The organism is Rhodococcus sp. PvP016, assembly GCF_017832185.1.
In the GTDB taxonomy this organism is placed as follows: Bacteria; Actinomycetota; Actinomycetes; order Mycobacteriales; family Mycobacteriaceae; genus Rhodococcoides.
In genome coordinates, this window is the sequence record NZ_JAFIBH010000001.1 from 2,506,905 (window position 1) to 2,528,803 (window position 21,899).

The 21,899-nt window shown below is 70.3% G+C and carries 20 protein-coding genes; 16 read left to right on the forward strand and 4 right to left on the reverse strand.

The annotated features are described in order from the left end of the window. Positions 1 to 84: 84 nt before the first annotated feature. Positions 85 to 1,563 (reverse strand): type VII secretion integral membrane protein EccD, encoded by a 1,479-nt coding sequence (gene eccD / locus JOE30_RS11825; RefSeq protein ID WP_204866867.1) that lies wholly within the window; start codon positions 1,561 to 1,563, stop codon positions 85 to 87. 312 nt (positions 1,564 to 1,875) lie between these two features. Here eccD and eccCa point away from each other — a divergent pair, with 312 nt between their 5' ends. From eccCa to glmM, 8 genes are all read left to right on the forward strand, one after another. Next, positions 1,876 to 5,790: a type VII secretion protein EccCa gene (gene eccCa / locus JOE30_RS11830; protein WP_204870308.1), complete on the forward strand. Its 3,915-nt coding sequence runs from the start codon at positions 1,876 to 1,878 to the stop codon at positions 5,788 to 5,790. Next, entirely contained in the window at positions 5,787 to 7,244 is a 1,458-nt protein-coding gene (locus tag JOE30_RS21680) for a type VII secretion-associated protein (RefSeq protein ID WP_204866869.1), read from the forward strand. Before eccCa ends, JOE30_RS21680 begins: the two co-directional genes overlap by 4 nt. A 114-nt stretch (positions 7,245 to 7,358) precedes the next feature. Next, positions 7,359 to 7,661, forward strand: a complete 303-nt coding sequence (locus tag JOE30_RS11840) for a WXG100 family type VII secretion target (protein WP_162246747.1) — start codon at positions 7,359 to 7,361, stop codon at positions 7,659 to 7,661. A gap of 51 nt (positions 7,662 to 7,712) precedes the next feature. After that, positions 7,713 to 7,991, forward strand: coding sequence for a WXG100 family type VII secretion target (locus JOE30_RS11845; protein ID WP_204866871.1), 279 nt, complete (start codon positions 7,713 to 7,715; stop codon positions 7,989 to 7,991). A 102-nt stretch (positions 7,992 to 8,093) separates the two neighbouring features. Further along, positions 8,094 to 8,492, forward strand: a complete 399-nt coding sequence (locus tag JOE30_RS11850; protein ID WP_204866872.1) for a TraR/DksA C4-type zinc finger protein — start codon at positions 8,094 to 8,096, stop codon at positions 8,490 to 8,492. A gap of 184 nt (positions 8,493 to 8,676) precedes the next feature. Continuing rightward, complete coding sequence (gene rplM, locus JOE30_RS11855; RefSeq protein WP_027503810.1) at positions 8,677 to 9,120, forward strand: 50S ribosomal protein L13; 444 nt, start codon at positions 8,677 to 8,679, stop codon at positions 9,118 to 9,120. A 50-nt stretch (positions 9,121 to 9,170) separates the two neighbouring features. Further along, a complete protein-coding gene (gene rpsI / locus JOE30_RS11860) occupies positions 9,171 to 9,656 on the forward strand; it encodes a 30S ribosomal protein S9 (protein WP_371831715.1) in 486 nt (161 codons plus the stop codon). Positions 9,657 to 9,769: 113 nt separating this feature from the next. Then, complete coding sequence (gene glmM, locus JOE30_RS11865; protein ID WP_204866873.1) at positions 9,770 to 11,107, forward strand: phosphoglucosamine mutase; 1,338 nt, start codon at positions 9,770 to 9,772, stop codon at positions 11,105 to 11,107. Between the two features lie 12 nt (positions 11,108 to 11,119). On the opposite strand, the gene JOE30_RS11870 is transcribed toward glmM, so the two are convergent. Continuing rightward, positions 11,120 to 12,160: an LLM class F420-dependent oxidoreductase gene (locus JOE30_RS11870; protein ID WP_204866874.1), complete on the reverse strand. Its 1,041-nt coding sequence runs from the start codon at positions 12,158 to 12,160 to the stop codon at positions 11,120 to 11,122. A 170-nt stretch (positions 12,161 to 12,330) separates the two neighbouring features. Here JOE30_RS11870 and JOE30_RS11875 point away from each other — a divergent pair, with 170 nt between their 5' ends. Genes JOE30_RS11875 through JOE30_RS11885 form a run of 3 tightly spaced genes read left to right on the forward strand, consistent with a single transcriptional unit; the run spans position 12,331 to position 14,494 of the window. Next, complete coding sequence (locus JOE30_RS11875) at positions 12,331 to 12,675, forward strand: hypothetical protein (protein WP_204866875.1); 345 nt, start codon at positions 12,331 to 12,333, stop codon at positions 12,673 to 12,675. Further along, positions 12,672 to 14,261: a hypothetical protein gene (locus tag JOE30_RS11880; RefSeq protein ID WP_204866876.1), complete on the forward strand. Its 1,590-nt coding sequence runs from the start codon at positions 12,672 to 12,674 to the stop codon at positions 14,259 to 14,261. The genes JOE30_RS11875 and JOE30_RS11880 overlap by 4 nt, the downstream gene beginning before the upstream one ends. Further along, on the forward strand, positions 14,258 to 14,494 hold the full coding sequence (locus JOE30_RS11885) for a hypothetical protein (RefSeq protein WP_204866877.1): 237 nt from the start codon (positions 14,258 to 14,260) through the stop codon (positions 14,492 to 14,494). Before JOE30_RS11880 ends, JOE30_RS11885 begins: the two co-directional genes overlap by 4 nt. Here the strand turns inward: JOE30_RS11885 and JOE30_RS11890 are convergent. Continuing rightward, complete coding sequence (locus tag JOE30_RS11890; RefSeq protein ID WP_027503804.1) at positions 14,467 to 15,333, reverse strand: dienelactone hydrolase family protein; 867 nt, start codon at positions 15,331 to 15,333, stop codon at positions 14,467 to 14,469. The two genes, JOE30_RS11885 and JOE30_RS11890, sit on opposite strands and share 28 nt — an antisense overlap. 90 nt (positions 15,334 to 15,423) lie before the next feature. Between JOE30_RS11890 and glmS the strand changes: the two genes are divergently transcribed. Beyond that, positions 15,424 to 17,286 carry a glutamine--fructose-6-phosphate transaminase (isomerizing) gene (gene glmS / locus JOE30_RS11895; protein WP_204866880.1) on the forward strand — a complete coding sequence of 621 codons (1,863 nt, stop codon included), beginning with the start codon at positions 15,424 to 15,426 and terminating at the stop codon, positions 17,284 to 17,286. Here the strand turns inward: glmS and JOE30_RS11900 are convergent, their stop codons facing one another. Continuing rightward, complete coding sequence (locus tag JOE30_RS11900; RefSeq protein ID WP_204866882.1) at positions 17,287 to 17,655, reverse strand: plastocyanin/azurin family copper-binding protein; 369 nt, start codon at positions 17,653 to 17,655, stop codon at positions 17,287 to 17,289. Between the two features lie 56 nt (positions 17,656 to 17,711). Here JOE30_RS11900 and JOE30_RS11905 point away from each other — a divergent pair, with 56 nt between their 5' ends. From JOE30_RS11905 to tsaE, 4 genes are read left to right on the forward strand one after another with little or no spacing between them, the layout of a single operon-like run. Next, on the forward strand, positions 17,712 to 19,142 hold the full coding sequence (locus tag JOE30_RS11905) for an NAD(P)H-hydrate dehydratase (protein ID WP_204866884.1): 1,431 nt from the start codon (positions 17,712 to 17,714) through the stop codon (positions 19,140 to 19,142). Between the two features lie 49 nt (positions 19,143 to 19,191). After that, complete coding sequence (alr, locus tag JOE30_RS21330; protein ID WP_371831665.1) at positions 19,192 to 20,373, forward strand: alanine racemase; 1,182 nt, start codon at positions 19,192 to 19,194, stop codon at positions 20,371 to 20,373. Between the two features lie 20 nt (positions 20,374 to 20,393). After that, positions 20,394 to 21,443: an alpha/beta fold hydrolase gene (locus JOE30_RS11910; RefSeq protein WP_239532669.1), complete on the forward strand. Its 1,050-nt coding sequence runs from the start codon at positions 20,394 to 20,396 to the stop codon at positions 21,441 to 21,443. Then, the gene (tsaE, locus tag JOE30_RS11915; RefSeq protein ID WP_204866886.1) at positions 21,436 to 21,894 is read left to right on the forward strand and encodes a tRNA (adenosine(37)-N6)-threonylcarbamoyltransferase complex ATPase subunit type 1 TsaE; all 459 of its coding nucleotides are present in this window, start codon (positions 21,436 to 21,438) and stop codon (positions 21,892 to 21,894) included. The genes JOE30_RS11910 and tsaE overlap by 8 nt, the downstream gene beginning before the upstream one ends. Positions 21,895 to 21,899: the final 5 nt, after the last annotated feature.

The following is a 21,899-nucleotide window of genomic DNA, read 5'->3' on the forward strand; positions in this document are numbered from 1 at the left end:
CTGCTGTACCCGCCGTGGGCACGGCCAGAACGACCACGGCTGCGACGAGACATGCGGCCGTCCTGCCTGGTCGCCGCTGGCTCGTCACAGGCCACGCGCTGCCGAGTACGCCCCGACGACGAGACAGACCAGGGGAACGATCGAGACCACGACGGCGAGTTCGCCCAGTTCAGCGGCCCGGCGCGCGACGGGGGAGAACCGCCGACCGGGCGCGACGACACCGATCAGGATCGCGAGGACCCCGACAGTCACCGCCGCCCCGGTCCACCACGGCCAGAGGTCGGGACGTGTGGACGCACCGACTGCGAGGACGACGAGGACGGCCGCGACACCCGCGGTGACAGCGACGGCGCAGCGCAGACGATCGACGCCCGCGCGGCCTCGGCAGCACAGAACGAGGGCGATCGCGGCAGCGGTAGCGAGTCTGCCGGGATCGACGGTCGCGGCGATGTCGTGCGTGGCCACGACGATCGCTCCCACCGAGGCGAGCAGGGACAACCCCGTGGTGTAGCCGGTGAGGTACTGCTGAGCCGTGCGAGCTCGTTCCGCGACGACACCGACGTCGGCGAGTGCGGATTCGTGTGCGGCGACGAGGGCGGCCTCCGACGGCCGCGTCGGCGGTCCCTCGTGTCCCGGATGGTCGAGACGAGCGCCGGCATCGGCGAGTGGCACCGGGGGAAGGCGTATTCCGGCTCGTGCGGCCGACAGTCGAGGGGCGCGGGTGAGCGCCAGGGTGCACACTCCGGCGGTGATCGCCGCGATCGTCACGGTGGGCACGTCGCTCAGCGCCTCGACAGCAGCGGCGACGGCGCCCACGAGGCTCACCGTCGACACCGCGGTGAACGTGGCGCGACCCTCGCGGGCGGCGATCATCGAGGTGACGACGGAGGCCGCCGCGCTCAGCGCGAACCCGAGCACCGCGTCGGCCGCGGCATCCTGGCCGGGAACGAGCATCGTGCCCGCGGCGAACGCGAGGAGACACCCGGCGGACCTGAGCCCGAAGCTCAGGGCCGAGGGGACGCGCGCCGCGGTGCACACACACGCGGCCACGACGGTGAGCAGCGCGAGGACGGCGAGACTCGCCGCCGCAGGGACTCCGCTCGTTCTCGTCGCGGTCCATCCCGCGGCCGCCAGGGCCGCCGACGACACGACGGTGGCTGCGACGACCGAGTCGGACCGGGTCCACGAGCGGCCGTTGCCGAGGACGGCCACCGCCTCCGTCAGATCGTCGAAGACCGGCGGTGACGACTCTCGTCCACGGTGGAGAACCAGGACGTCGCCGTCCCGAACGCCGTTGTCCAGCAATGAGAGACGTGCGTCGAGAGGCACTCCCACCATGGTGGAGAGCGACCGTGGGCCCGGCGGAGATTCCGAGCCGGCGCGCTCGTCGATCAGCGCCGTCAGCGCGGGCACCGTCGCGGCGACGGCGACTCCGCCGGGTACCGAGACGTCCACCTCGACGTCCCCCGTGATCACGGTGATGCGCAGGATCGCCGAGTCGATCCGGCGTACCGCGGATTCGCGCGTCGTGGACATCGGCGCAGCGGTCGGCGCGATGGTCATCGAAAGTCCCCCCGAACTTCTTCTCGCGGTCGCACCGCGGGTCGTGCGAGCACTATAGGTCAGTTCGGTGACATCGCCTCGCGATATGCACAGGCACGAGGGTTCGTCCACAACCCTCGTCGTCTTCCCTCCCGGTCGTCGGCGTCCGGCGTTACGGTCTGACCCGACTCGCCGAACGGGGTGGCGAGCCACTGGGGGGTGGACGTGGTGGTCGGACGTGAGGGCGAGTACGCGACGGCGGTGGACACGCGGGTGGTCCAGGGTCGATCGCCGCGTGAGGACGCGCCGCGGGTGCCGGGCGGCACCGTCGAGATGGAGCCGCCGCCGGAGATTCCGCGGGTGGTTCCGGGGAACCCGCTCCTGAAGATGCTGCCGCTGGTCATGGTGGTCGCGATGGTCGGCATGGTGGCCCTCATGATCACGTCGGGCGCGGCCGCCAACCCGATGACGCTGCTCTTCCCGGCCATGATGGTGGTGTCCATGCTCGGGATGTTCGCCGGGGGAGGCCGCGGTGGCGGGCCCCGGACGGCCGAGCTCGACGAATCGCGCAAGGACTATCTGACGTATCTCGGTGGGATGCGCGAGCGAGTCCGGTCGACGGCGTCGGCGCAGCACGAGGCATTGGCCTTCTCCCATCCTGATCCGTCGATGCTGTCCTCGTTCGCCGGAACCTCGCGCATGTGGGAGAGGCGGTCGACCGACGACGACTTCGTCCATCTGCGGGTGGGCGTGGGCGACCAACGACTCGCCACTCGTCTCGTCACACCGGACACGGGTCCGCCCGAGGGCCTCGAGCCGGTGTCGGCCGCCCTCCTGCGCTCGTTCGTCCGGGCCCATTCCATCGTGTCGGACCTTCCCACCGCGGTCTCGTTGCGCGCCTTCTCTCAGATCGGTGTCGACGGCCCCGTCGAGTCGGCGCGAGCGCTCGTACGCTCGATGGTATTGCAGGCATGCACCTTTCACGGACCGGACGACCTCTCTGTGGTCGTCGTCGTGGACGACCGCACCGCGGCCACGTGGGACTGGACGAAGTGGTTGCCGCACCACGGGGACGAGACGACGTCGGACGGTGGCGGGCGACGGCGGCTGACCTTCGGATCGTCGGCGGAGGCAGCGCGGGACCTCGCCGTCCCGGCGGCAGACTCGTCGTCCGGTACGCGGCCCCATCGCATCGTCGTCGTGGATCGCGGTGTCGAGGACGGTGTCGAGCATGCCGAGGCGTGGGAGACCGTGACGAGGGGCGAGGACGTGACGGTCCTGACCGTGTCCGGTGTGGGCCGGGACGGCGCCGCGGATCGCACACTCGTCCTGGTCGTCGGCGACGGCGCAGACGGGCCGGCGCTCGGCGCACGGAGCGCGGCCGGAGTCGAGATGTTCGGTACCGCGGACGGTGTGGACGTCGTCACCGCCGCCGTCGTGGCGCGGGGACTCGCTCGATTCCGGACGGCCGACACCGTCGTGCGGGCGGAGGGTGGCCCGCGCGTCCGAGCATGGGAACACCTGCCCGGCATGACGTCTCCCGACAGTCTCGACCCCAGCGTCGCCTGGTCCTCCCGGTCCGGGCGGTCGAGACTGCGTGTCCCGTTCGGACTCGACGACGACGGTCGCGTCGTCGAGCTCGACCTCAAGGAGGCCGCCGAGGGGGGTATGGGACCGCACGGACTTTGTATCGGCGCCACGGGATCGGGAAAGTCGGAACTGTTGCGGACCCTGGTGCTCGGACTCGTCGCGACGCACCCGCCCGATGTCCTGAATCTCGTCCTGGTCGACTTCAAGGGTGGGGCCACGTTCCTCGGACTGGAATCGGCGCCTCACGTCGCGGCCGTCATCACCAATCTGTCCGAGGAAGCGCAGATGGTCGAGCGGATGCGCGACGCGCTCGCGGGCGAGATGACTCGACGGCAGGAACTGCTCAGAGCCGCCGGCAATTACGCGAACGTCTCCGACTACACCCGTGCGCGCGAGGGTGGTGCCGCACTCGCGCCTCTTCCGGCGCTCTTCGTCGTCGTCGACGAGTTCTCCGAACTGCTGACCCGGTTCCCGGAGTTCGCCGAACTCTTCGTGGCGATCGGCCGACTCGGACGCTCGCTGCACATCCATCTGTTGCTGGCGAGCCAGCGGCTCGACGAGGGTCGGCTGCGCGGACTCGACAGCCACCTCTCCTACCGCATCGGCCTGAAGACGTTCTCGGCCTCCGAATCTCGATCGGTACTGGGTGTCGCCGACGCGCATCACGTGACCGGGGGTCCGGGAGTGGGATTCCTCAGAACGGACTCCAGTGAGCTGGTGCGCTTCACCGCGATGTACGTCTCGGGTCCCCGTGAGCGGAGCGACGGGCCGGCGGCATCCTCGGTCGGAGTCGGCTCGACCGTGCCCCGTCTCTTCACTGCGGCACCGGTGCCGCTGCTCGACGAGACCGTCCTCGAACCGGCGGGCGAACCACCGTCTCCGTCCGAGTCGTCGGACGGCGGAACAGTCCTCTCCGCCGTCGTCGCGCGGGTGCGCGGTCACGGGCGTCCCGCACACCGCGTGTGGCTACCGCCGCTCGACCGGCCCGTCACACTCGACTCGGTGTCACCGGACACGGCACTCGACGGCGACCGGCCCGACGCGGCGGGGTCACTGCGCGCCGTGGTCGCACTCGTCGACCGGCCGTACGACCAGCGGCGCGACGCACTCGAACTCGACCTCACCGGTGCGTCCGGGCACGTCGCGGTCGTCGGTGGGCCGCAGTCCGGCAAGTCCACCGCGCTGTGCACGCTCGTCCTCGATCTGGCTCTGCGGTACTCCCCGCACCACGTGCAGTTCCACGTCCTGGACTTCGGCGGTGGATCCGTCGGACGTCTGGTCGGCCTGCCCCACGTCGGATCCGTCGCGGTCCGCTCGGAAGCGGACGCCGTGCGACGCATCGTCGCCGACGTGGTCGGAACCGTTCGACGCCGCGAGGAGTCGTTCCGCACCGGCGAGATCCGGTCGATGGCCGACGTACGGCGGAGGCGAGAATCGGACGGCGACGGTGCACCGCAGTTGCCGGACATCGTTCTGGTCGTCGACGGGTGGAGCACGATCAGAGCCGAGTTCGAGGCTCTCGAACCGTCCCTGCACCAGCTGGTGTCGAGCGGACTGTCGTACGGGGTGCACGTCGTCCTCGCCGCGAGTCGGTGGGCCGAGCTCCGTCCCGTGGTGAAGGATGCCGTCACCACGAGACTCGAACTGCGCATGGGTGATCCGTCGGACTCGGACATCGGCAGAGCGCGGGCGATGCACGTCCCGACGCGTCGACCCGGTCGAGGCATCACCCCGGACGGATTGCATCTGCTCGTCGCGCTTCCGCGCGTCGACGGCACAGCCGACACGGACGATCTCGGTCACGGGACCGACCGCGCGATCGCCGAGTCGGTCCACCGGTGGCGGGGTGACGCACCGACGCCGCCGGTGCGACTGCTACCGCGGCGACTCGAGCGCGACGACCTTCTGTCGTCCGTGTCGGCGTGGTGGCCACCGTCCGCCTCGGGGACGTTCGTCGGCACCGTCCCGGTGGGTGTCGACGAGAACGATCTCGCGCCGGTCGTTCTCGATCTGGCCGAGCATCCGCACCTTCTCGTCCTCGGCGATTCGGGCTGCGGGAAGACCAGTCTGCTGCGATCGATGTGCCGGTCGCTCGCGTCGGCAAACGACGCCGCGTCGCTGAGAATCCTCGCCGTCGACTACCGGCGAACCCTGCTCGGCGACATCCCGTCCGATCGGCTCGCCGGTCACGCGTCCACGGTCGAACAGGCCACGACGATGGTCGCCGAACTCGCGACGTACCTGCGTGCCCGCCGTCCGGGACCGGACACCACTCGTCGCGAACTTGCTGCGCGATCCTGGTGGACCGGACCCGAGATCGTCGTGGTCGTCGACGACTACGACCTGGTCGTCACGCCGCACGGAAACCCGCTGACCGAACTGCTGGAACTGTTGTCGCAGGCGCGGGACGTCGGTCTGCACCTCGTCGTCGCACGTCGGTGCGGCGGATCCGCTCGGGCGCTGTACGAACCGGTCCTGGCGAGGCTCAAGGATCTGGCATCACCGGGACTGGTGATGAGCGGGAGCCGAGAGGAGGGTGTCCTGCTCGGCTCCGTCCGTCCGACCGAACTCCCACCCGGACGCGGTGTGCTGGTCGGACGCGGAACGTCGGCACTGGTGCAGATCGCGCTGTGCGAGACCGCACCGGACGAGCAGTGACGTCGCCCGTCGGGCTCGTCACGACCGTGGACGCGGTGTGGTGTTCACGGTTCGGGGTGCTGTCGAGAACTCCCGCAGACGGTTCCGCGTCCGTGGACGTCCTCGGCCACATCGACGACCGCGTCGTCACCCTCGCCGACGGACAGGAGGTCGAGGTGTCGACGATGGTGTCCGACATGTTCACCGACGCCCTGCACCATGCGGGTGTGCACGGCGGGGACCACGACCTCGTGCTGGTGCACCCACCGCACTGGGGGGCCGTGCGCTGCAGCGTCCTCACCGCGGCCGCACGACCCCTCGCGCGCGACGTCCTCCTCGTGTCGTCGGCGCTCGTCGCACGAGACGCGGCGCAGTCGGCCCGCCCCTGCCCGTGCGGAGGAACACGCTGCCGCACAGTCGTTCTGGATCGCACTCCGCATCGCACCACGGTGTCGACAGTGGTGAGCACGGTCATCAGCAGCGACGTCGTGGACTGCGTCCTGACCGAGCCCACGATCGGAGGGGACGGTGCGCTCACGGTGTCCCGCACTCGTGCCGCGGTGGACGGTGCGCTGGCCGCCGCGGCGGCCTGTCGACTCGTCGTCCACGGCGCGGGTGACACCCTGCCGCGGGCCGTAATTGAGGAGATGAGCGACCTGACGGTGGTGACGGTGGACGACGAGGAGATGGCGGCAGCCGTGGTCCCCAGCGCGAGCGCGAGTCCCTTTCCACTTCCGCCCGTCACACCGTCCATACCGTCCACACCGTCCGCGCCGGCCGAGCCGACGCCCGGCAGAACGGGCGCGTGGCTGGCCGAACGAGCCGCCGCAGCGGCCGTGGACCGTCGGCGCACGACCCGACGCCCGATCCTGGTGGCGGCGGTGGCGACCACGCTGGTGTGCGTCAGTCTCGGGGTCGCGGCACTGACCAGCGGACGGTCGCCCGCGCCTGCGACGGAGCGACCACGCGCCGCGGAGCCGTCCATGGTCCCTGCCGGGCCCACCCGGTACACCGACCCCACCACCACGTCGACCGCTGCGACGACGACCTCGACTGCTCCCGCCGGAACCGACTTCTCGGTCGCGGGAACACACCTGACCGTGCCGGTGGGGTGGCATGTCGAGCCGGGTACGGAGCGGGTCGAGATCCGTCCCGACACACCCGCCGGCATGCGACTGGTGATGGTGGTCCGCGAACTCGGTGCGGGAGTCGGACTACCCGACGTGCAGGCCACCCTGTCGGCCGGGGTCGACGCCGCACCCGATCGCCTCGGCGGGCTCGATCGACGGTCGGACGTCGCCGACCGTCCCGCGCTCGTCTACACCGAGAAGGCGTCCGACGGCTCTACGGTCGCGTGGACGGTGATCGTGTCACCAGGGGAGCAGACGAGTCTCGGCTGCCAGAGCGCCGACGCCGCGGACCCCGTGATGGCAGAGGTCTGCACCGCGGTCCTCGCGTCCCTCGTCGTCGGCTGACGAGGTGGTGGAGACGGAACCGTTCGCCGAGTCGTCGCGTCGAAGAGGGTGCAGGGGAAGTTCCGGGTACCGGCCCGGATCACACCGAGGGGGGATCGAGAGACCATGTCGCAGATGAAGACCACCGTCGAGACGATGCACGTCACCGCAGGGAAGGTGGACCAGCTGACGCTCGAGATCAAGGCGCTGCTGGACCAGCTGCGTGGCGACGTCCAGGCGGTCGGAGGGAGTTGGGAAGGCGCGGCGGCGATCGCGTTCCAGAACGTCATGACCAGCTGGGACGGCAGCGCGAACAAGCTGCAACTGGCGTTGGGATCGATCGGGGACGCCATCAAGTCGAGCGGGACCGCCTACGGCGCTGCCGACGACGACAACACGCGCACCGTCACCGCCGCGGGCGGTTCGCTCAACCTCTGACCCGCCGATCATTCGATCTGCCCATCACTCACGTCAGGAAGGACGTTCACCATGAGATACGTGTTCGGTGCCATCGACCAGGTCACTGCTCAGATCGACGCCAAGCAGGCCACTCTGAACAGCAAGCTCGACGAACTGCGCCAAGTCATCTCGCCGCTGGTGGCGGAATGGGAAGGCACGGCGTCGGAGTCGTACCAGGACAAGCAGCGCCAGTGGGACTCGGCCGCCCTCGAGCTCAACCAGGTCCTCGAGGCGGTCGGCAGTGCTGTCGGTCAGGGTAACGCCGACATGCAGGCACGCGAGGCGGCGAACCGGGGAATGTTCGCCTGATCACGGACGGGGTGGGCAACCGGGGCGCAGGGGGTGTCCGGTTGCCCACCTCCGACGGTCCGTACGACTCCGGTCGGTGCGAGGCGGATACTGGACGTCGTCATGACACAGCCGGATCAGCCCGTCACCGACCCGAGCGACCGCGACCACGCGGCTCGGGCGATCGCCCGTGGCAGGGTCGCGGCGGAACGTGCGCTCACCGAGGCCCGCATCGTGTCGCTGGCACGACAGCACCAGGCCATCGTCGAAGGGTCGCGGTGGACCACCGACGACGACGAACACGATCCCGAGGGGTCGACCATCGCTTTCGAGCGCGCCGCCATCGCATCGATGTCGCGAGAGGCCCGGGAAGAACTGCGCGAACTCGACGACGCGGAGATGCGAATCGAGCGCGGCACCTACGGACAGTGCGAGGTCTGCGGCGGGGCGATCGCCGACGCCCGCCTCGAGGCGCTGCCCACTGCTCGCCGGTGCATCGACTGCACCTCTCGCCGGCGGTGACCGTGCAGGGTTCGACCGAGGGGTTTTGACCTGCCAGTACGTGGGCCGGTAAGGTACACCGTTGGCGTTCGGTACATCGAGTCGTCATGCACGACCGATACCGATCCCTCGGGTCTCCACTGGCCGCCGAGACGATCGACCACGCGCCTGGCCAGCACCATCAGCGATGAGACAAGGAAGTTCTGTGTCCACGTACAGCCAAAAGGCCGGGGATGTCACCCGGACCTGGCACGTGATCGACGCCACCGACGTCGTTCTCGGCCGCCTCGCAGTCCAGGCAGCAACTCTGCTGCGTGGCAAGCACAAGCCCACGTATTCCCCCAACCTCGACGGCGGAGACTTCGTCATCGTCATCAACGCTGAGAAGGTCGCGATCAGCGGCAACAAGCGGACCGACAAGTTCCACTACCACCACTCGGGCTTCCCGGGCGGTCTCCGCGCGCGCAGCATCGGTGAGGTTCTGGACAAGAACCCCGACCGCGTCGTGGAGAAGGCCATCAAGGGCATGATCCCCAAGACCAAGCTCGGCAACCAGATCGCCGGCAAGCTCAAGGTCTACGCAGGTCCCGATCACCCCCACACGGCTCAGCAGCCCGTCCCGTACGAGATCAAGCAGGTGTCCCAGTGACCGCTCCCGAAGAGAACGTCGTGACCGAGACGGCCGAAGAGACCGTCCCCATCGGTGACTCCGTCGAGATCGCCGACGAGTTCGTCTCCGTCGAGGAGCCCGAGGTCGTCGCCGACATCGAGGCTGCCGCTCGTCCCGCCATCTACATCGATCGCCCCGTCACCACGGTCGGTCGTCGTAAGGAAGCCGTCGTGCGCGTGCGCATGACCCCCGGCTCGGGCGACTTCAAGCTCAACGGCCGCACCCTCGAGGACTACTTCCCCAACAAGGTGCACCAGCAGCTCATCAAGTCCCCGTTCGTCACCGTCGAGCGTGCGGACGGCTTCGACATCGTCGCCCTCCTGCACGGTGGCGGCCCGTCCGGCCAGGCAGGCGCCCTGCGTCTCGCCATCGCTCGTGCCCTCATCGAGGTCACCCCGGACGATCGCCCCGCCCTCAAGAAGGCCGGCTTCCTCACGCGTGACCCGCGTGCCGTGGAGCGCAAGAAGTACGGCCTGAAGAAGGCTCGTAAGGCATCGCAGTACTCGAAGCGCTGATCTCAGCTCTTCTGGAGAAGCAGGCGCTCCGGCTGGTCCTCGGACCGCCGCGGGCGCCTGCTTCGTGTCACGGCACCTGCATTCGCTCCACCTGCTCGGAAGAGGTAACTGTCATGGCCCGGTTGTTCGGTACCGACGGAGTTCGGGGACTGGCGAACGAGGAGGTGACGGCAGACCTCGCGCTACGACTCGGCCGTGCCGCCGCAGCAGTGCTCGGTGTGGTCGACTCGTCGACCACCCGCCCCCTGGCCGTGGTCGGACGGGACCCGCGCGCGAGCGGCGAGATGCTCGAAGCCGCGATCGTGGCCGGACTGTCCTCGGCCGGAGTCGACGTCCTCACGGTCGGTGTCGTCCCCACCCCGGCCCTGGCCTACTTGACCGACGACAACGACGCGCAGCTCGGCGTCATGATCTCCGCATCGCACAACGCGATGCCCGACAACGGCATCAAGTTCTTCGCGGCCGGCGGCCACAAGTTGGACGACGACCAGGAAGACCGCATCGAAGCGTTGCTCGACGCGCCCGCCACCGGCCCTGTCGGTGCCGCCATCGGCCGCGTGCGACAGGCCCCGGACGCCCTCGCCCGCTACGAGAGCCACCTCGCGACCATCGTCACCCGTCGCCTCGACGGCATCACCGTCGTCGTCGACTGCGCTCACGGAGCCGCCTCGACCGCCGCCCCGGACGCCTACCGCGCCGCGGGCGCGACGGTGATCGCCATCAACGCCGACCCGGACGGCCTGAACATCAACGACGGATGCGGGTCCACCCACCTCGACGTGGTGCAGAAGGCCGTCGTCGAGCACGGCGCCGACCTCGGACTCGCCCACGACGGCGACGCGGACCGCTGTCTCGCGGTCGACGCGAACGGCGCCGTGGTCGACGGGGACGCCATCATGGCGATCCTTGCGATCGCGATGCACCAGCGCGGTGAGCTTCCCGACGACACGCTGATCGCCACCGTCATGAGCAACCTCGGACTGCACATCGCGATGCGTGACGCCGGAATCACGGTGCGCACCACCTCTGTCGGCGATCGCTACGTTCTCGAGGAACTGCGCGCCGGCAACTACGGACTCGGCGGTGAGCAGTCGGGGCACATCGTCCTGCCCGCATTCGGCACCACCGGTGACGGCGTGCTGACGGGCCTGCAGATCATGGCCAGGATGGCCGAGACGGGACGCACCCTCGAGGACCTCGCGTCCGTCATGCGCACGCTGCCCCAGGTGCTGATCAACGTGCCCGTGCAGGACAAGTCCGCCGCGACGTCGGCTCCGCTGGTGCAGGACGCGGTGACCCGTGCGGAGGACGAGCTCGGACGAGAGGGTCGAGTGTTGTTGCGTCCCTCGGGAACCGAGCAGCTCGTCCGCGTGATGGTGGAGGCGGACACCGCAGACACCGCTCGCCGACTCGCCGACCACATCGCAGATGTGGTCGGCGCCGTCGGCTGACGTCTCGGCCCGTCAGCCGATGAGGGCCTTGAGCTGCTCCACCTGGCCCACCCGGCCCGCGGTATCGGCCGCGATGGGGTGGATGTTCAGGGTGGTCACGCCCGCGGACTTGAAGGCGGCGAGGCGTTCCTTGACGTAGCTCTCGGTGCCGATCAGCGAGATCGACCGGACCAGCTCGTCCGGAACGGCGGCCGCGGCCTCCTCCTTCTTGCCGGCCAGGTACAGATCCTGGATCTTCTCGGCCTCCTCCTCGTAGCCGTACCGCACCGCGAGGTCGTTGTAGAAGTTCTTGCCCTTGGCGCCCATGCCGCCGATGTAGAGGGCCAACTGGGGCTTGATCCACGGCAGGAACTGGTCGGCGTCGTCGCCGATGGCCACGGCAGGGCTGGCGTACACGTCCAGCTCACCCAGTGACGGGTCGCGCTTCGCCTTGCCTGCCGCGAGCGACTCGCCCCACACCGACTCGGCCTTCTCCGGATGGAAGAAAATGGGCTCCCAGCCCTGGGCCAACTCGGCTGTGAGCGCGACGTTCTTGGGTCCGAGTGACGCGATGACGATCGGAATGTCAGCTCGCACAGGATGATTGATGAGCTTGAGGGGCTTGCCCAGACCCGTGCCCTGATCGGCGGGCAGGGGAATCTGGTAGTACTTGCCCTCGAACTGCACCTTCTCGCGGCGCCACACCTGGCGGCAGATCTCGATGATCTCGCGGGTGCGGCCGAGCGGGGCGTCGTACTTGACGCCGTGGAAGCCCTCGATGACCTGGGGGCCGGACGCGCCGATACCCATGACGAAGCGGCCACCGGAGACGAAGTCGAGGCCGGCGGCGGTCATGGCCAGCAGCGACGGTGTGCGGGTGTAGATCTGAAAGATTCCCGACGCCAGTTCGATGGTGGACGTCTTCGCGGCGAGGAAGCCGATCTGGCTCACGGCATCGAACGAGTACGCCTCGGGGATGAACACGATGTCCATTCCCGCCCTCTCCAGAGCCCCGACCTCCTCGACCGTCTCGCTGAATCCGCCCGAGTAGTTCAACTGCATACCGATGCGCATGGGGCTCCCTGATCGCCGAAGTGTGTGTTACTCACCTGTGAAATCGGAGGTTACCGGTCCTACCGGTTGTGCCGACCGACGGCTGCCGTTTCGCCGGGAACGCACGGGCGCGGTGATGCGTCTGATCCGTGAGGGTCGCGCTGTCGTGGGATCACTCGGGAGGGGAAGACATGAGCAGTGGAAGGTCGCCAGGCGGAACGGCGCTGGACGAGGGGGCGGCTCGAGAGGCGATCACGGCCCTCGAGGAGTCCGCGAGCGCCGTAGGAGTGTCCGCCGAGCGCGGTGTCGGCGGTCTGTTCGGTGTCGAGTCGGCGGGCCGGAACCACCGTGCGGAGGCCGCCGTCCTGCAGGACAGACTCGGGCGGCTGTCGGAGGGCCTGCGCTCCTGGTCCGAGGCCACCGCTGCGACGTCGGCCGCCCTCCGGGCATCGATCGAGGGCTCGGTGTCGCTCGACGATGTCACCGCCCTGCGCGTCGCGGCGCCGGGCGTGCCGGCACAACGAGGTGATCGGTGACCGCACCGGTGCCGCCCACGATCGACGGTCTGCTGGACCTCGGGAGCGAGGGCCTGACGTTCTTCGAGACGTTCCTCCCGATGGTCGGTGCGAGCGGTGCACCGATGAGTACCTCCCACGTCGCTCTCTGCGCTCGCTACGACGAGCAACGCGGACTCGATACCGAGGCCCTCCGGGCGGACGCGGACCGCCTCCGTGCCGCGGCGGCCGACGCGCGCGTGGAGATCGGTCGACAGTCCGCCGCAGCGGACGCCCTGGGGGAGGCCTGGTCGGGAGATGCCGCCGACGCCGCGCTCGACATCCTTCGACGGCAGTGCGCAAGGTCCGCCGGCCACGCCGATCAGCTCGAGGCGATCGGATCAGCGATGGCCTCCGCGTCGACGGGGTTGCACGCGATCGTCGAGGACAAGTCGATCGCCGCCTCCGCGTTCCGCGCCGACCAGGTGGACGGCCGCGACGCAGCGCAGGTCGCGGCCACCATCGCCGGCGCCGGAGGTCCGTCCGCACCGGACGCGGTGCGGACGCTGGCCTCGGTGTTCCCGGGTCTCGAGGCGATGCTGCTGTCCGCGTCGGATCCCGGCAGGCGGCAGGCCGAGGTCCTCGAACCGGTCGCGGCCCGATGCCGAGAGTGGTTGGACACCGTGTTCGTGCCGGCGATGACCGAGCGGGTGGCCGCGTTCGAGGAGCTGTGCGCCTCGACGGAGACCGCGGTGTCGGAGGTCTACGCGGCACTCTGCGCCGCCGCGGCGGACATCGACGACTCGCCGTGGCCGAGTGGTCACCGGTCCGTCGAGGACGACACGTGCGACTGTGTGGCGCCGGAAGGCACCGCGCCGGTTGCAGCCACCGCGCCCGCGTCGGTGCCGGCCGCCGCACCACAGCCGTCGTCGGTCGCCGTCGCGCCCTCTCCCGTGGTCGCGGAGCCGCCGACGACGCTGCCTGTCGCTCCCGTCGAGGATCGCTCGCCACTCGCCGACCTGATCGGACGGGCGGTGCGGGACGCGGTGACCGAGGTGGTGGCGACCGCGGTGCCGTGCGAACCACCGCCCGCCGAGGCGCCGAGGGCACCGGAGGCGGCGTCGACCGCGCCTACCGGGGACGTCGAGCGCGGTCACCTCGAGGCGGAGCTCGACGGTCGCGGGGTGAGTGTCGCCCTCGGCGCGGACGGGGCAGTGGACATCCGTACCCACGACGCGGCGGGGGAGTCCCGTCACTTCGCTCTCGCTGCAGGTCCTCTCGGACTGCCCGTTCTCACCGAGGTGATGGACGAGGCGGCGCCGGAATCGGAACAGCCGACAGAGCCGTCGTCCGAGGCCCCGAACACTGCGGAACGGGAAGCGCTGGATGACGAGGCAGTCGAACCGGAGGCAGCGGATCCGGCGACCCCGGTCGTCGAGCCCCCGGTGGTCGAGCAGCCGGTGGTCGAGCAGCCGGTGGTCGCACCACCGGACTGCATTCCCGTTGCTGCGGAATCCGGCGATACCGCGGAACCCGCAGTGCCGCAACCGGACGCAGAGCCGAGCGGTGAGGCCGCAGCATCCGGCGAGCCGGCTCGACCCGAGCTCGCGGAAGCCGGTCCGCTGTGAACTCGCAGAACACCGCGGACATCATCGATGCCGTCGTGCGGGAACACCGGCGGGCGACGCGGCGTGTGCGGACCCGTCTCGCGGCCATCGACCAGGAGGCTCGGCAGCGCTCGGAGGCCGTGCGGGTGGTGCCGCGTCGCGCGGGAGTGATCCTGCGATCGGCCACAGAGGCAGTGGCCGGCGACGAGGCTCCGCCGGCGGCGCCTCAGCGACCGGCGAGGTGGCTCAGCTGACGGATCGCGCTGACCTTCTTGGGGGCGTCCGCGGTCGGCGCGTTCGGGTCGACCACCTCGGTGCCCTTGACGACGGCGTCGGGATCGGAGAAGTCGGAGTACGTGTCGTCGCCCGCGAGGCGGTGCAGGAGGAAGCCGGTGAGCAGAGCCTGCACCGAGCGCCGAGTCTTCGGCTGGGCGTTGCCGACGCCGAGGAAGCTGAGCAGCTTCCGGCCCTCGACCATGCCGTCACCCTCCGACTTGTCGATCACGCGGAGCAGGGTGGGGCCACCGAGCGCATCGGCGAGCGCCACGGGCTCGGCGGTGAGGGAGTTCAGTTCGGACGGACTGCCGAGAACCAGAGCGGGCGCCGTGACCGCGTCGGCGATCCCGGGCGACAGGGCGCGCGGGGAGGTGGGCGCCGGATAGAGCGCACCGAGAGCGGCGACGTCCGATCGCTGAGCCGCGGCGATCACCGCGGCGCCGGCACCCATCGAGTGGCCCACCAGGCCGAGCTTGGCGGGGTGCACGCTGATGTCGCCGGTGCCCAGACGGATGCCGGTGCACACGTCGAGCGCGACGAGGAGATCCTGCGCCAGGGCGCTGTGGGAGGGCACCGGTCCGCGCTGCGTGTTCGGCGCGACGACGACGATGCCCCACGACGCGAGATGCCGCAGCGTCGAGTCGTAATGGGAGGCGCCGGTCATCCAGCCGTGCGCGAAGGCGATCGCCGGCAGGCCCGTGCCCTCACTGGGCGTGTAGATCACACCGGGCAGGCCCGCGAGAGCGAGGTCACCGCGCAGCACACGATGAGGACCCCGCTTGGTCAGGTCGGCGACCAACTTCTGCGTCTTCGGCACAGCACTGACCGTAGTCGACGCGGCGTTTCGCGATGCCGTCGACGTGCGGGCGGCCGGAGCGCCGTCCGCGCCGAAGTAGGCTGTCGTCCCATGTGCGGAATCGTCGGGTACGTCGGACATCGTCGAGCCCTACCGGTGGTGGTGGAGGCGTTGCGCCGGATGGAGTACCGCGGATACGACTCGGCCGGCATCGCCGTCCTGGACGGATCCGGGGGAATGGCCGTCGAGCGCAAGGCCGGAAAGCTGGCCAATCTCGAGGCCGAACTGGACGAACTCGGGCGGGACACCTTCGTCGGCACCAGCGGAATCGGCCACACCCGGTGGGCCACCCACGGACGGCCCACCGATCGCAACGCCCACCCGCATCGCGACCGCGCCGACCGCGTCGCCGTCGTGCACAACGGCATCATCGAGAACTTCGCTCCGCTGCGCGCCGAGCTCGAGAACGCCGGCGTGGATTTCCAGTCGGACACCGACACCGAGGTGGCCGTCCACCTGGTCGCCGCCGCCTACGACGACGGCCCCACGGCCGGAGACTTCGTCCAGAGCGCCCTCGCGGTGCTGCAGCGCCTCGAAGGCGCCTTCACGCTCGTGTTCACCCACGTCGATCACCCCGGCACCATCGTCGCGGCCCGTCGTTCCACCCCGTTGGTCGTCGGCGTCGGCGAGGGCGAGATGTTCGTCGGGTCCGACGTCGCCGCTTTCATCGAGCACACGCGCGACGCGGTCGAGCTCGGGCAGGACCAGGTCGTGGTGATCACGGCCGACGGCTACGACGTCATGAACTTCGACGGGTCCGAGGCCGAGGGGCGTCCGTTCCGTATCGACTGGGACCTCGCCGCCGCCGAGAAGGGCGGCCACGACTACTTCATGTTGAAGGAGATCCAGGAGCAGCCCGCGGCGGTGGCCGACACCCTCCTCGGACACTTCACCGACGGCCGCATCGTCCTCGACGAGCAGCGACTGTCGGATCAGGAGCTGCGCGACGTCGACAAGGTGTTCGTCGTCGCGTGCGGCAGCGCGTATCACTCGGGGCTGCTGGCGAAGTACGCGATCGAACACTGGACCCGACTCCCCGTGGAGGTGGAGCTGGCCAGTGAATTCCGTTATCGCGATCCGGTTCTCGACCGCTCGACGCTGGTGGTGGCCATCTCCCAATCGGGCGAGACCGCCGACACGCTGGAAGCGGTCCGGCACGCGAAGGAGCAGAAGGCCCGAGTCCTGGCCGTCTGCAACACCAACGGTTCCCAGATCCCGCGCGAGGCCGATGCGGTGCTCTACACGCGGGCGGGACCGGAGATCGGCGTCGCGTCGACCAAGGCCTTCCTCGCCCAGGTGACGGCCAACTACCTGGTCGGTCTGGCGTTGGCGCAGGCTCGCGGTACCAAGTACCCGGACGAGGTCGCGCGGGAGTACGCGGATCTCGAGGCCATGCCTGCGCTGGTGAAGAAGGTGCTCGAGACGGTCGAGCCCGTGCGCGCCCTGGCCCGAGAGCTGGCGTCGTCACCGACCGTGCTGTTCCTCGGTCGCCACGTCGGCTATCCGGTAGCTCTCGAGGGTGCGCTCAAGCTCAAGGAGCTCGCATACATGCACGCCGAGGGCTTCGCCGCCGGCGAGCTCAAGCACGGTCCGATCGCGCTCATCGAAGACGACCTGCCGGTGATCATCGTGATGCCGTCGCCGAAGGGCCGAGCGGTGCTGCACTCGAAGATGCTCAGCAACATTCGTGAGATCCAGGCTCGCGGCGCCCGGACCGTCGTGATCGCCGAGGAGGGCGACGAGACGGTGCGGCCGTTCGCCGATCACCTCATCGAGATCCCGGCAGCGCCGTCACTGCTGCAGCCGCTGTTGTCGACGGTGCCGCTGCAGGTGTTCGCCGCCGAGGTCGCGCAGGCGCGCGGCTACGACGTGGACAAGCCGCGCAACCTGGCTAAGTCGGTCACCGTCGAGTGATCAGGTCTCTCGGACGATGACGGTGCCCGTCATGTTCGGGTGCACCGAGCAGAAGTACGGGTACGTGCCGGGGTCGTCGAACGTCTGGCTGAACTGACCCGACGAGATCATCGGGCTGTGCAGCAGACGCGACGCCGCGTCGATGCCGATCACGTTGTGCGCGACACCGGTGTCGTCGAAGAACCACGTGACGGTGTCGCCGGGCGAGATGGTGACACTGGCGGGGGAGTAGGCCATCGCGGCGACCGTGACGACGTTCGGTCCGGTCGGACGTTCGGCGGCGGGGGCGTCCTCGGTGCACGACGTGAGTGACAGTGCCAGTGCGGCAGTGACTCCGATCGTCGCCGCGAGTGTTGTCAGGCGAGCCATGATTCCCACGGTAGACCTGCCGTGCATCGTGGCCGGTCGGCGCTACCGTGGGACGCATGCGCCACTTCCACACCGCCGACGAGGTGCGAGCGGCGGAAGCCCCGCTGCTGGCCCGACTGCCCGAGTACGCGGCGATGCGCCGCGCGGCCCACGGATTGGCGACGGTCGTCGCTCGTGAGCTCCGGGTCCGCACCGGCGGAGTGGTCGGCAGACGGGTGCTCGTTCTCGCCGGATCGGGGGACAACGGCGGCGACGCATTGTTCGCCGGTGCCGAACTACGCGGGCGCGGCGTCGCCGTGGAGGCACTTCTGCTCCGCCCCGATCGCGCCCATCCCGCCGCACTGGCGGCGTTCCGGGCCGCCGCGGGACGTGTCGTGACGCGCGCCGGCGACCCCGATCTGGTGATCGACGGCATCGTCGGCCTGTCCGCGCGGGGATCGCTCCGACCGGACGCGGCCGCGATCGTCGACGGACTCACCGCCCCCGTCGTGGCTGCGGACCTGCCGTCGGGTGTCGACCCGGACACGGGCGCCGTCGACGGTCCCGCCGTACGTGCCGCCGTGACGGTGGCGTTCGGCGCCTACAAGCCGGTGCACGTGCTCGCGAGCGCGCGGTGCGGCGAGCTGCACCTGATCGACATCGGCCTCGATCCGGACGCCGCGACGATCACCTCTCCCGACGACGGCGAGGTGGGCCGCGCGTGGCCGGTACCCGGACCCGCGGACGACAAGTACTCCCAGGGCGTCACCGGCATCATGGCGGGCAGCGAGAAGTATCCCGGCGCGGGCGTGCTGTGCACGGGCGCTGCGGTGGCAGCGACGTCCGGCATGGTCCGCTACGTCGGGCACGGCGGCGCCGAGGTGGTGCATCACTACCCGGAGGTGGTCACCGCCCGTTCGTTCGACGAGGCTGGACGCGTGCAGGCCTGGGTGGTCGGGCCCGGCTTCGGCACCGACGACGATGCGGCCGACCGGCTGCGCTCCGTCCTGGAGTCCGACGTCCCGGTCCTCGTCGACGCCGATGGACTGACCGTGCTGTCGCAGCGACCCGAGCTGCTGCGCGGACGATCCTCCGCGACCGTGCTGACACCGCACGCGGGAGAGTTCGAGCGACTCACCGGGTCCGCGCCCGGGCCCGATCGCGTCCGGTCCGTCCGCGCCCTCGCGGCCGACTGGAACGTGACGGTGCTGCTCAAGGGGCGAGCGACGGTCATCGCGGATCCCGACGGCACCGTCTCCGTCGACGATGCGGGATCGTCCTGGTCCTCGACGGCCGGGTCCGGCGACGTGCTGTCCGGCATGATCGGAGCGCTGCTCGCGGCGGGCGTACCGGCCCGTACCGCCGCGGTCATGGGCGCTCGCGCGCACTCGCGGGCGGCTGCGCTCGCCGCCACCGATCGAGGTCGGCGTACCGCTGCCCCCATCTCCGCCTCACCGCTGCTCCGCGCCGTTCCCGACGCGGTCGGCGACCTCCGCGCACGGGCCTGACACCCGCCACCGCACGTCGGTGCGGGGTGTCGATGGCAGAATGACGTCGGTGAACAGCGCGCAGGAGGTGCCGACGAGTCCGGTCGCACCGGCTCCGACTTCTCGCCCGCAGGCCGAGGCGCTGATCGATCTGGACGCCGTCGCGCACAACACGCGCATCCTGATCGAGCACGCCGGCGATGCTGCGGTGATGGCCGTCGTCAAGGCGGACGGCTACAACCACGGCGGAGTGGAGGTCGCTCGGGCGGCGCTCGCGGCCGGTGCTCGTGAACTCGGTGTCGCCACGGCGGCGGAGGCGCTCGCACTGCGCACTGCGGGCATCACGGCGCCGGTGCTGTGCTGGTTGCACGCCCCCGGCACCGACTTCACGGGACTGATCGACTCGGACGTCGAGATCGGCGTGTCCTCGCCCCGTCAGATCGCGGAGGTCGCCGACGCCGCACGCCGTGTCGGCCGTCCCGCCGTGGTGTCCCTCAAGGTCGACACCGGCATGAATCGCAACGGCGTGGGGGCGGACGAGTTCGACGCGGCCGTCGACGCCCTGGTCGCGGAGCAGCGTGGAGGCGCACTGCGCGTGCGCGGCCTGTTCTCCCATCTGGTCGACGCGGACGTGCCCGGCGATCCGATCAACGACCGGCAGAAGGAACGCTTCGACACCGCCGCGGACGCGATGGCCCGAGCGGGAGTGGCACCCGAGGTGCGGCACATCGCCAATTCCGCCGGCGCTCTGACCCGCCCCGACCTGGCCTACGACCTGGTCCGACCGGGCATCGCGCTGTACGGCCTGTCGCCGGCGCCCGATCTCGGATGGTTCGGACTGCGCCCCGTGATGACCCTGCGCGCCACGGTGGTCCTGCTCAAGCGGGTGGCTGCCGGCGACGGCGTCTCCTACGGTCACGAGTGGATCGCTCCCGTCGACACGACGGTGGCGTTGCTGCCCGTGGGTTACGCCGACGGCATCACGCGCGCCCTGAAGAACCGGTACGAGGTGTCGATCCACGGCGTGCGGTATCCGGCGGTCGGCCGGGTGTGCATGGACCAGATCGTCGTCGACCTCGGCCCCGGCCGTCCCGACGTCGCCGAGGGGGACACCGCGTACCTCTTCGGACCGGGCGACCACGGGGAGCCCACGGCCCAGGACTGGGCGGAGACGCTCGACACGATCAACTACGAGGTGGTGACCGGCATCCGCGGTCGAGTACGACGGACGTTCGCCGGAGGGGTCTCGTGATCAGCGCCCGTCTCGCCGGAATGGCCGGAGGCGCAGCGAGTATCGCGGCAGTGGCCGCCGTGGCCGGCATCACCGCGGTGCGGCGGCGGGTGGGCCCGCCGGTGCCCGACACCGGCCGGCGCGAGGACTTCGAGTCGATGGAGTTCGATCGCGGGTGCGTCGTCGCCAGCGGAGACGGTGTGCCGCTGGCGGTGCGCGAGGTCGGTCCACTCGAGGCGCCGCTGACCGTGGTGTTCGTGCACGGGTACTGCCTGCGCATGGAGTGCTGGCACTACCAGCGCCGCGAGCTCGCCCGCCGGTGGGGCGACGACGTGCGGATGGTGTTCTACGACCAGCGCGGTCACGGCAGATCCGGCGACGTCTCGCCGGACGAGTGCGACATCGCCCGCCTCGGCATCGATCTCGCCGACGTGATCCGGGCGGTCGCGCCGCGTGGGCCGCTGGTGCTGGTGGGCCACTCGATGGGGGGCATGTCGGTGCTCGCGGCCACGCGCCAGTTCCCCGACGCGGTGGCCGAGCGGGTGGTCGGCGTGGCGCTGATGTCCACCACCGCAGCGGGTCTCGCGCGTACCGGTCTCGGACGCAATCTCCAGAACCCGGCCGTCGACGCGTTCCGGCTCGCGGTGCGGACCGCTCCGGGTGCGGTCCAGTTCGGCCGCGGCGTCGTGCGCGGAGTCATCGCCCCGGTGCTGCGCGCGGCGTCGTTCGGCACCGAGGTCAGTCCCGCCCTCGAGGCGTTCGCCGAGCAGATGATCCACGACACCTCGGTGGTGACGATGGTCAACTTCCTCCAGGCGCTCGAGCTGCACGACGAACTGGAGGCGCTGCCCGTCATCGCGGACACGGCGACGCTGGTGCTGTGCGGCGACGACGACTGGGTCATCCCGTTCGACAAGTCGGAGCAGCTGGCCGACGCGCTCCCACACGCCGAGATGGTGCGGGTCCGCCGCGCCGGTCACCTGGTGCAGCTCGAGTTCCCCGACGAGGTGAACGACGCCCTGGACCGTCTGGTGCAGCGCGCTCGCGACGGACGGGTCCGAGCCGAACCGACGAGGCGAACCGTTGGCTGACGAGGGGCAGGCCGTCCTCTCGACTGCCGAGGACACCGAGCACCTGGGCGAGCGCCTCGCCGCGGAGCTCGAAGCGGGCGACGTCGTGGTGCTCGACGGCCCCCTCGGCGCCGGCAAGACGACGCTGACGAAGGGTCTCGCTCGCGGACTCGGTGTGCTCGGCCGCGTGAGCTCGCCGACGTTCATGATCGCGCGCACCCACCGCGCCGGCGGGGACACCGGCCCCGGGCTCGTGCACGTCGACGCCTACCGGCTGGGGCTCGGAACCGGCGCCTCGGCGATGGACGAGCTCGACGCCCTCGACCTCGACACCGAGCTGGCGGACTCCGTCGTCGTCGTGGAGTGGGGCGAGGGCATCGCGGAGGCACTCGCCGACCGGCACCTGCTGATCCGGCTGCGGCGCGAGCCGGAGTCCGACGTCCGTACCGCCACGTGGCAGTGGATCGGGTGAGCACG

Excerpts from the sequence above, each read along its gene's own strand:
- eccD (WP_204866867.1), bottom strand. The coding sequence starts at position 1,563 with ATGACCATCGCGCCGACCGCTGCGCCGATGTCCACGACGCGCGAATCC.
- eccCa (WP_204870308.1), top strand. The coding sequence starts at position 1,876 with ATGGAGCCGCCGCCGGAGATTCCGCGGGTGGTTCCGGGGAACCCGCTC.
- JOE30_RS11840 (WP_162246747.1), top strand. The coding sequence starts at position 7,359 with ATGAAGACCACCGTCGAGACGATGCACGTCACCGCAGGGAAGGTGGAC.
- JOE30_RS11845 (WP_204866871.1), top strand. The coding sequence starts at position 7,713 with ATGAGATACGTGTTCGGTGCCATCGACCAGGTCACTGCTCAGATCGAC.
- JOE30_RS11850 (WP_204866872.1), top strand. The coding sequence starts at position 8,094 with ATGACACAGCCGGATCAGCCCGTCACCGACCCGAGCGACCGCGACCAC.
- glmM (WP_204866873.1), top strand. The coding sequence starts at position 9,770 with ATGGCCCGGTTGTTCGGTACCGACGGAGTTCGGGGACTGGCGAACGAG.
- JOE30_RS11870 (WP_204866874.1), bottom strand. The coding sequence starts at position 12,160 with ATGCGCATCGGTATGCAGTTGAACTACTCGGGCGGATTCAGCGAGACG.
- JOE30_RS11875 (WP_204866875.1), top strand. The coding sequence starts at position 12,331 with ATGAGCAGTGGAAGGTCGCCAGGCGGAACGGCGCTGGACGAGGGGGCG.
- glmS (WP_204866880.1), top strand. The coding sequence starts at position 15,424 with ATGTGCGGAATCGTCGGGTACGTCGGACATCGTCGAGCCCTACCGGTG.
- JOE30_RS11900 (WP_204866882.1), bottom strand. The coding sequence starts at position 17,655 with ATGGCTCGCCTGACAACACTCGCGGCGACGATCGGAGTCACTGCCGCA.
- JOE30_RS11905 (WP_204866884.1), top strand. The coding sequence starts at position 17,712 with ATGCGCCACTTCCACACCGCCGACGAGGTGCGAGCGGCGGAAGCCCCG.
- JOE30_RS11910 (WP_239532669.1), top strand. The coding sequence starts at position 20,394 with ATGGCCGGAGGCGCAGCGAGTATCGCGGCAGTGGCCGCCGTGGCCGGC.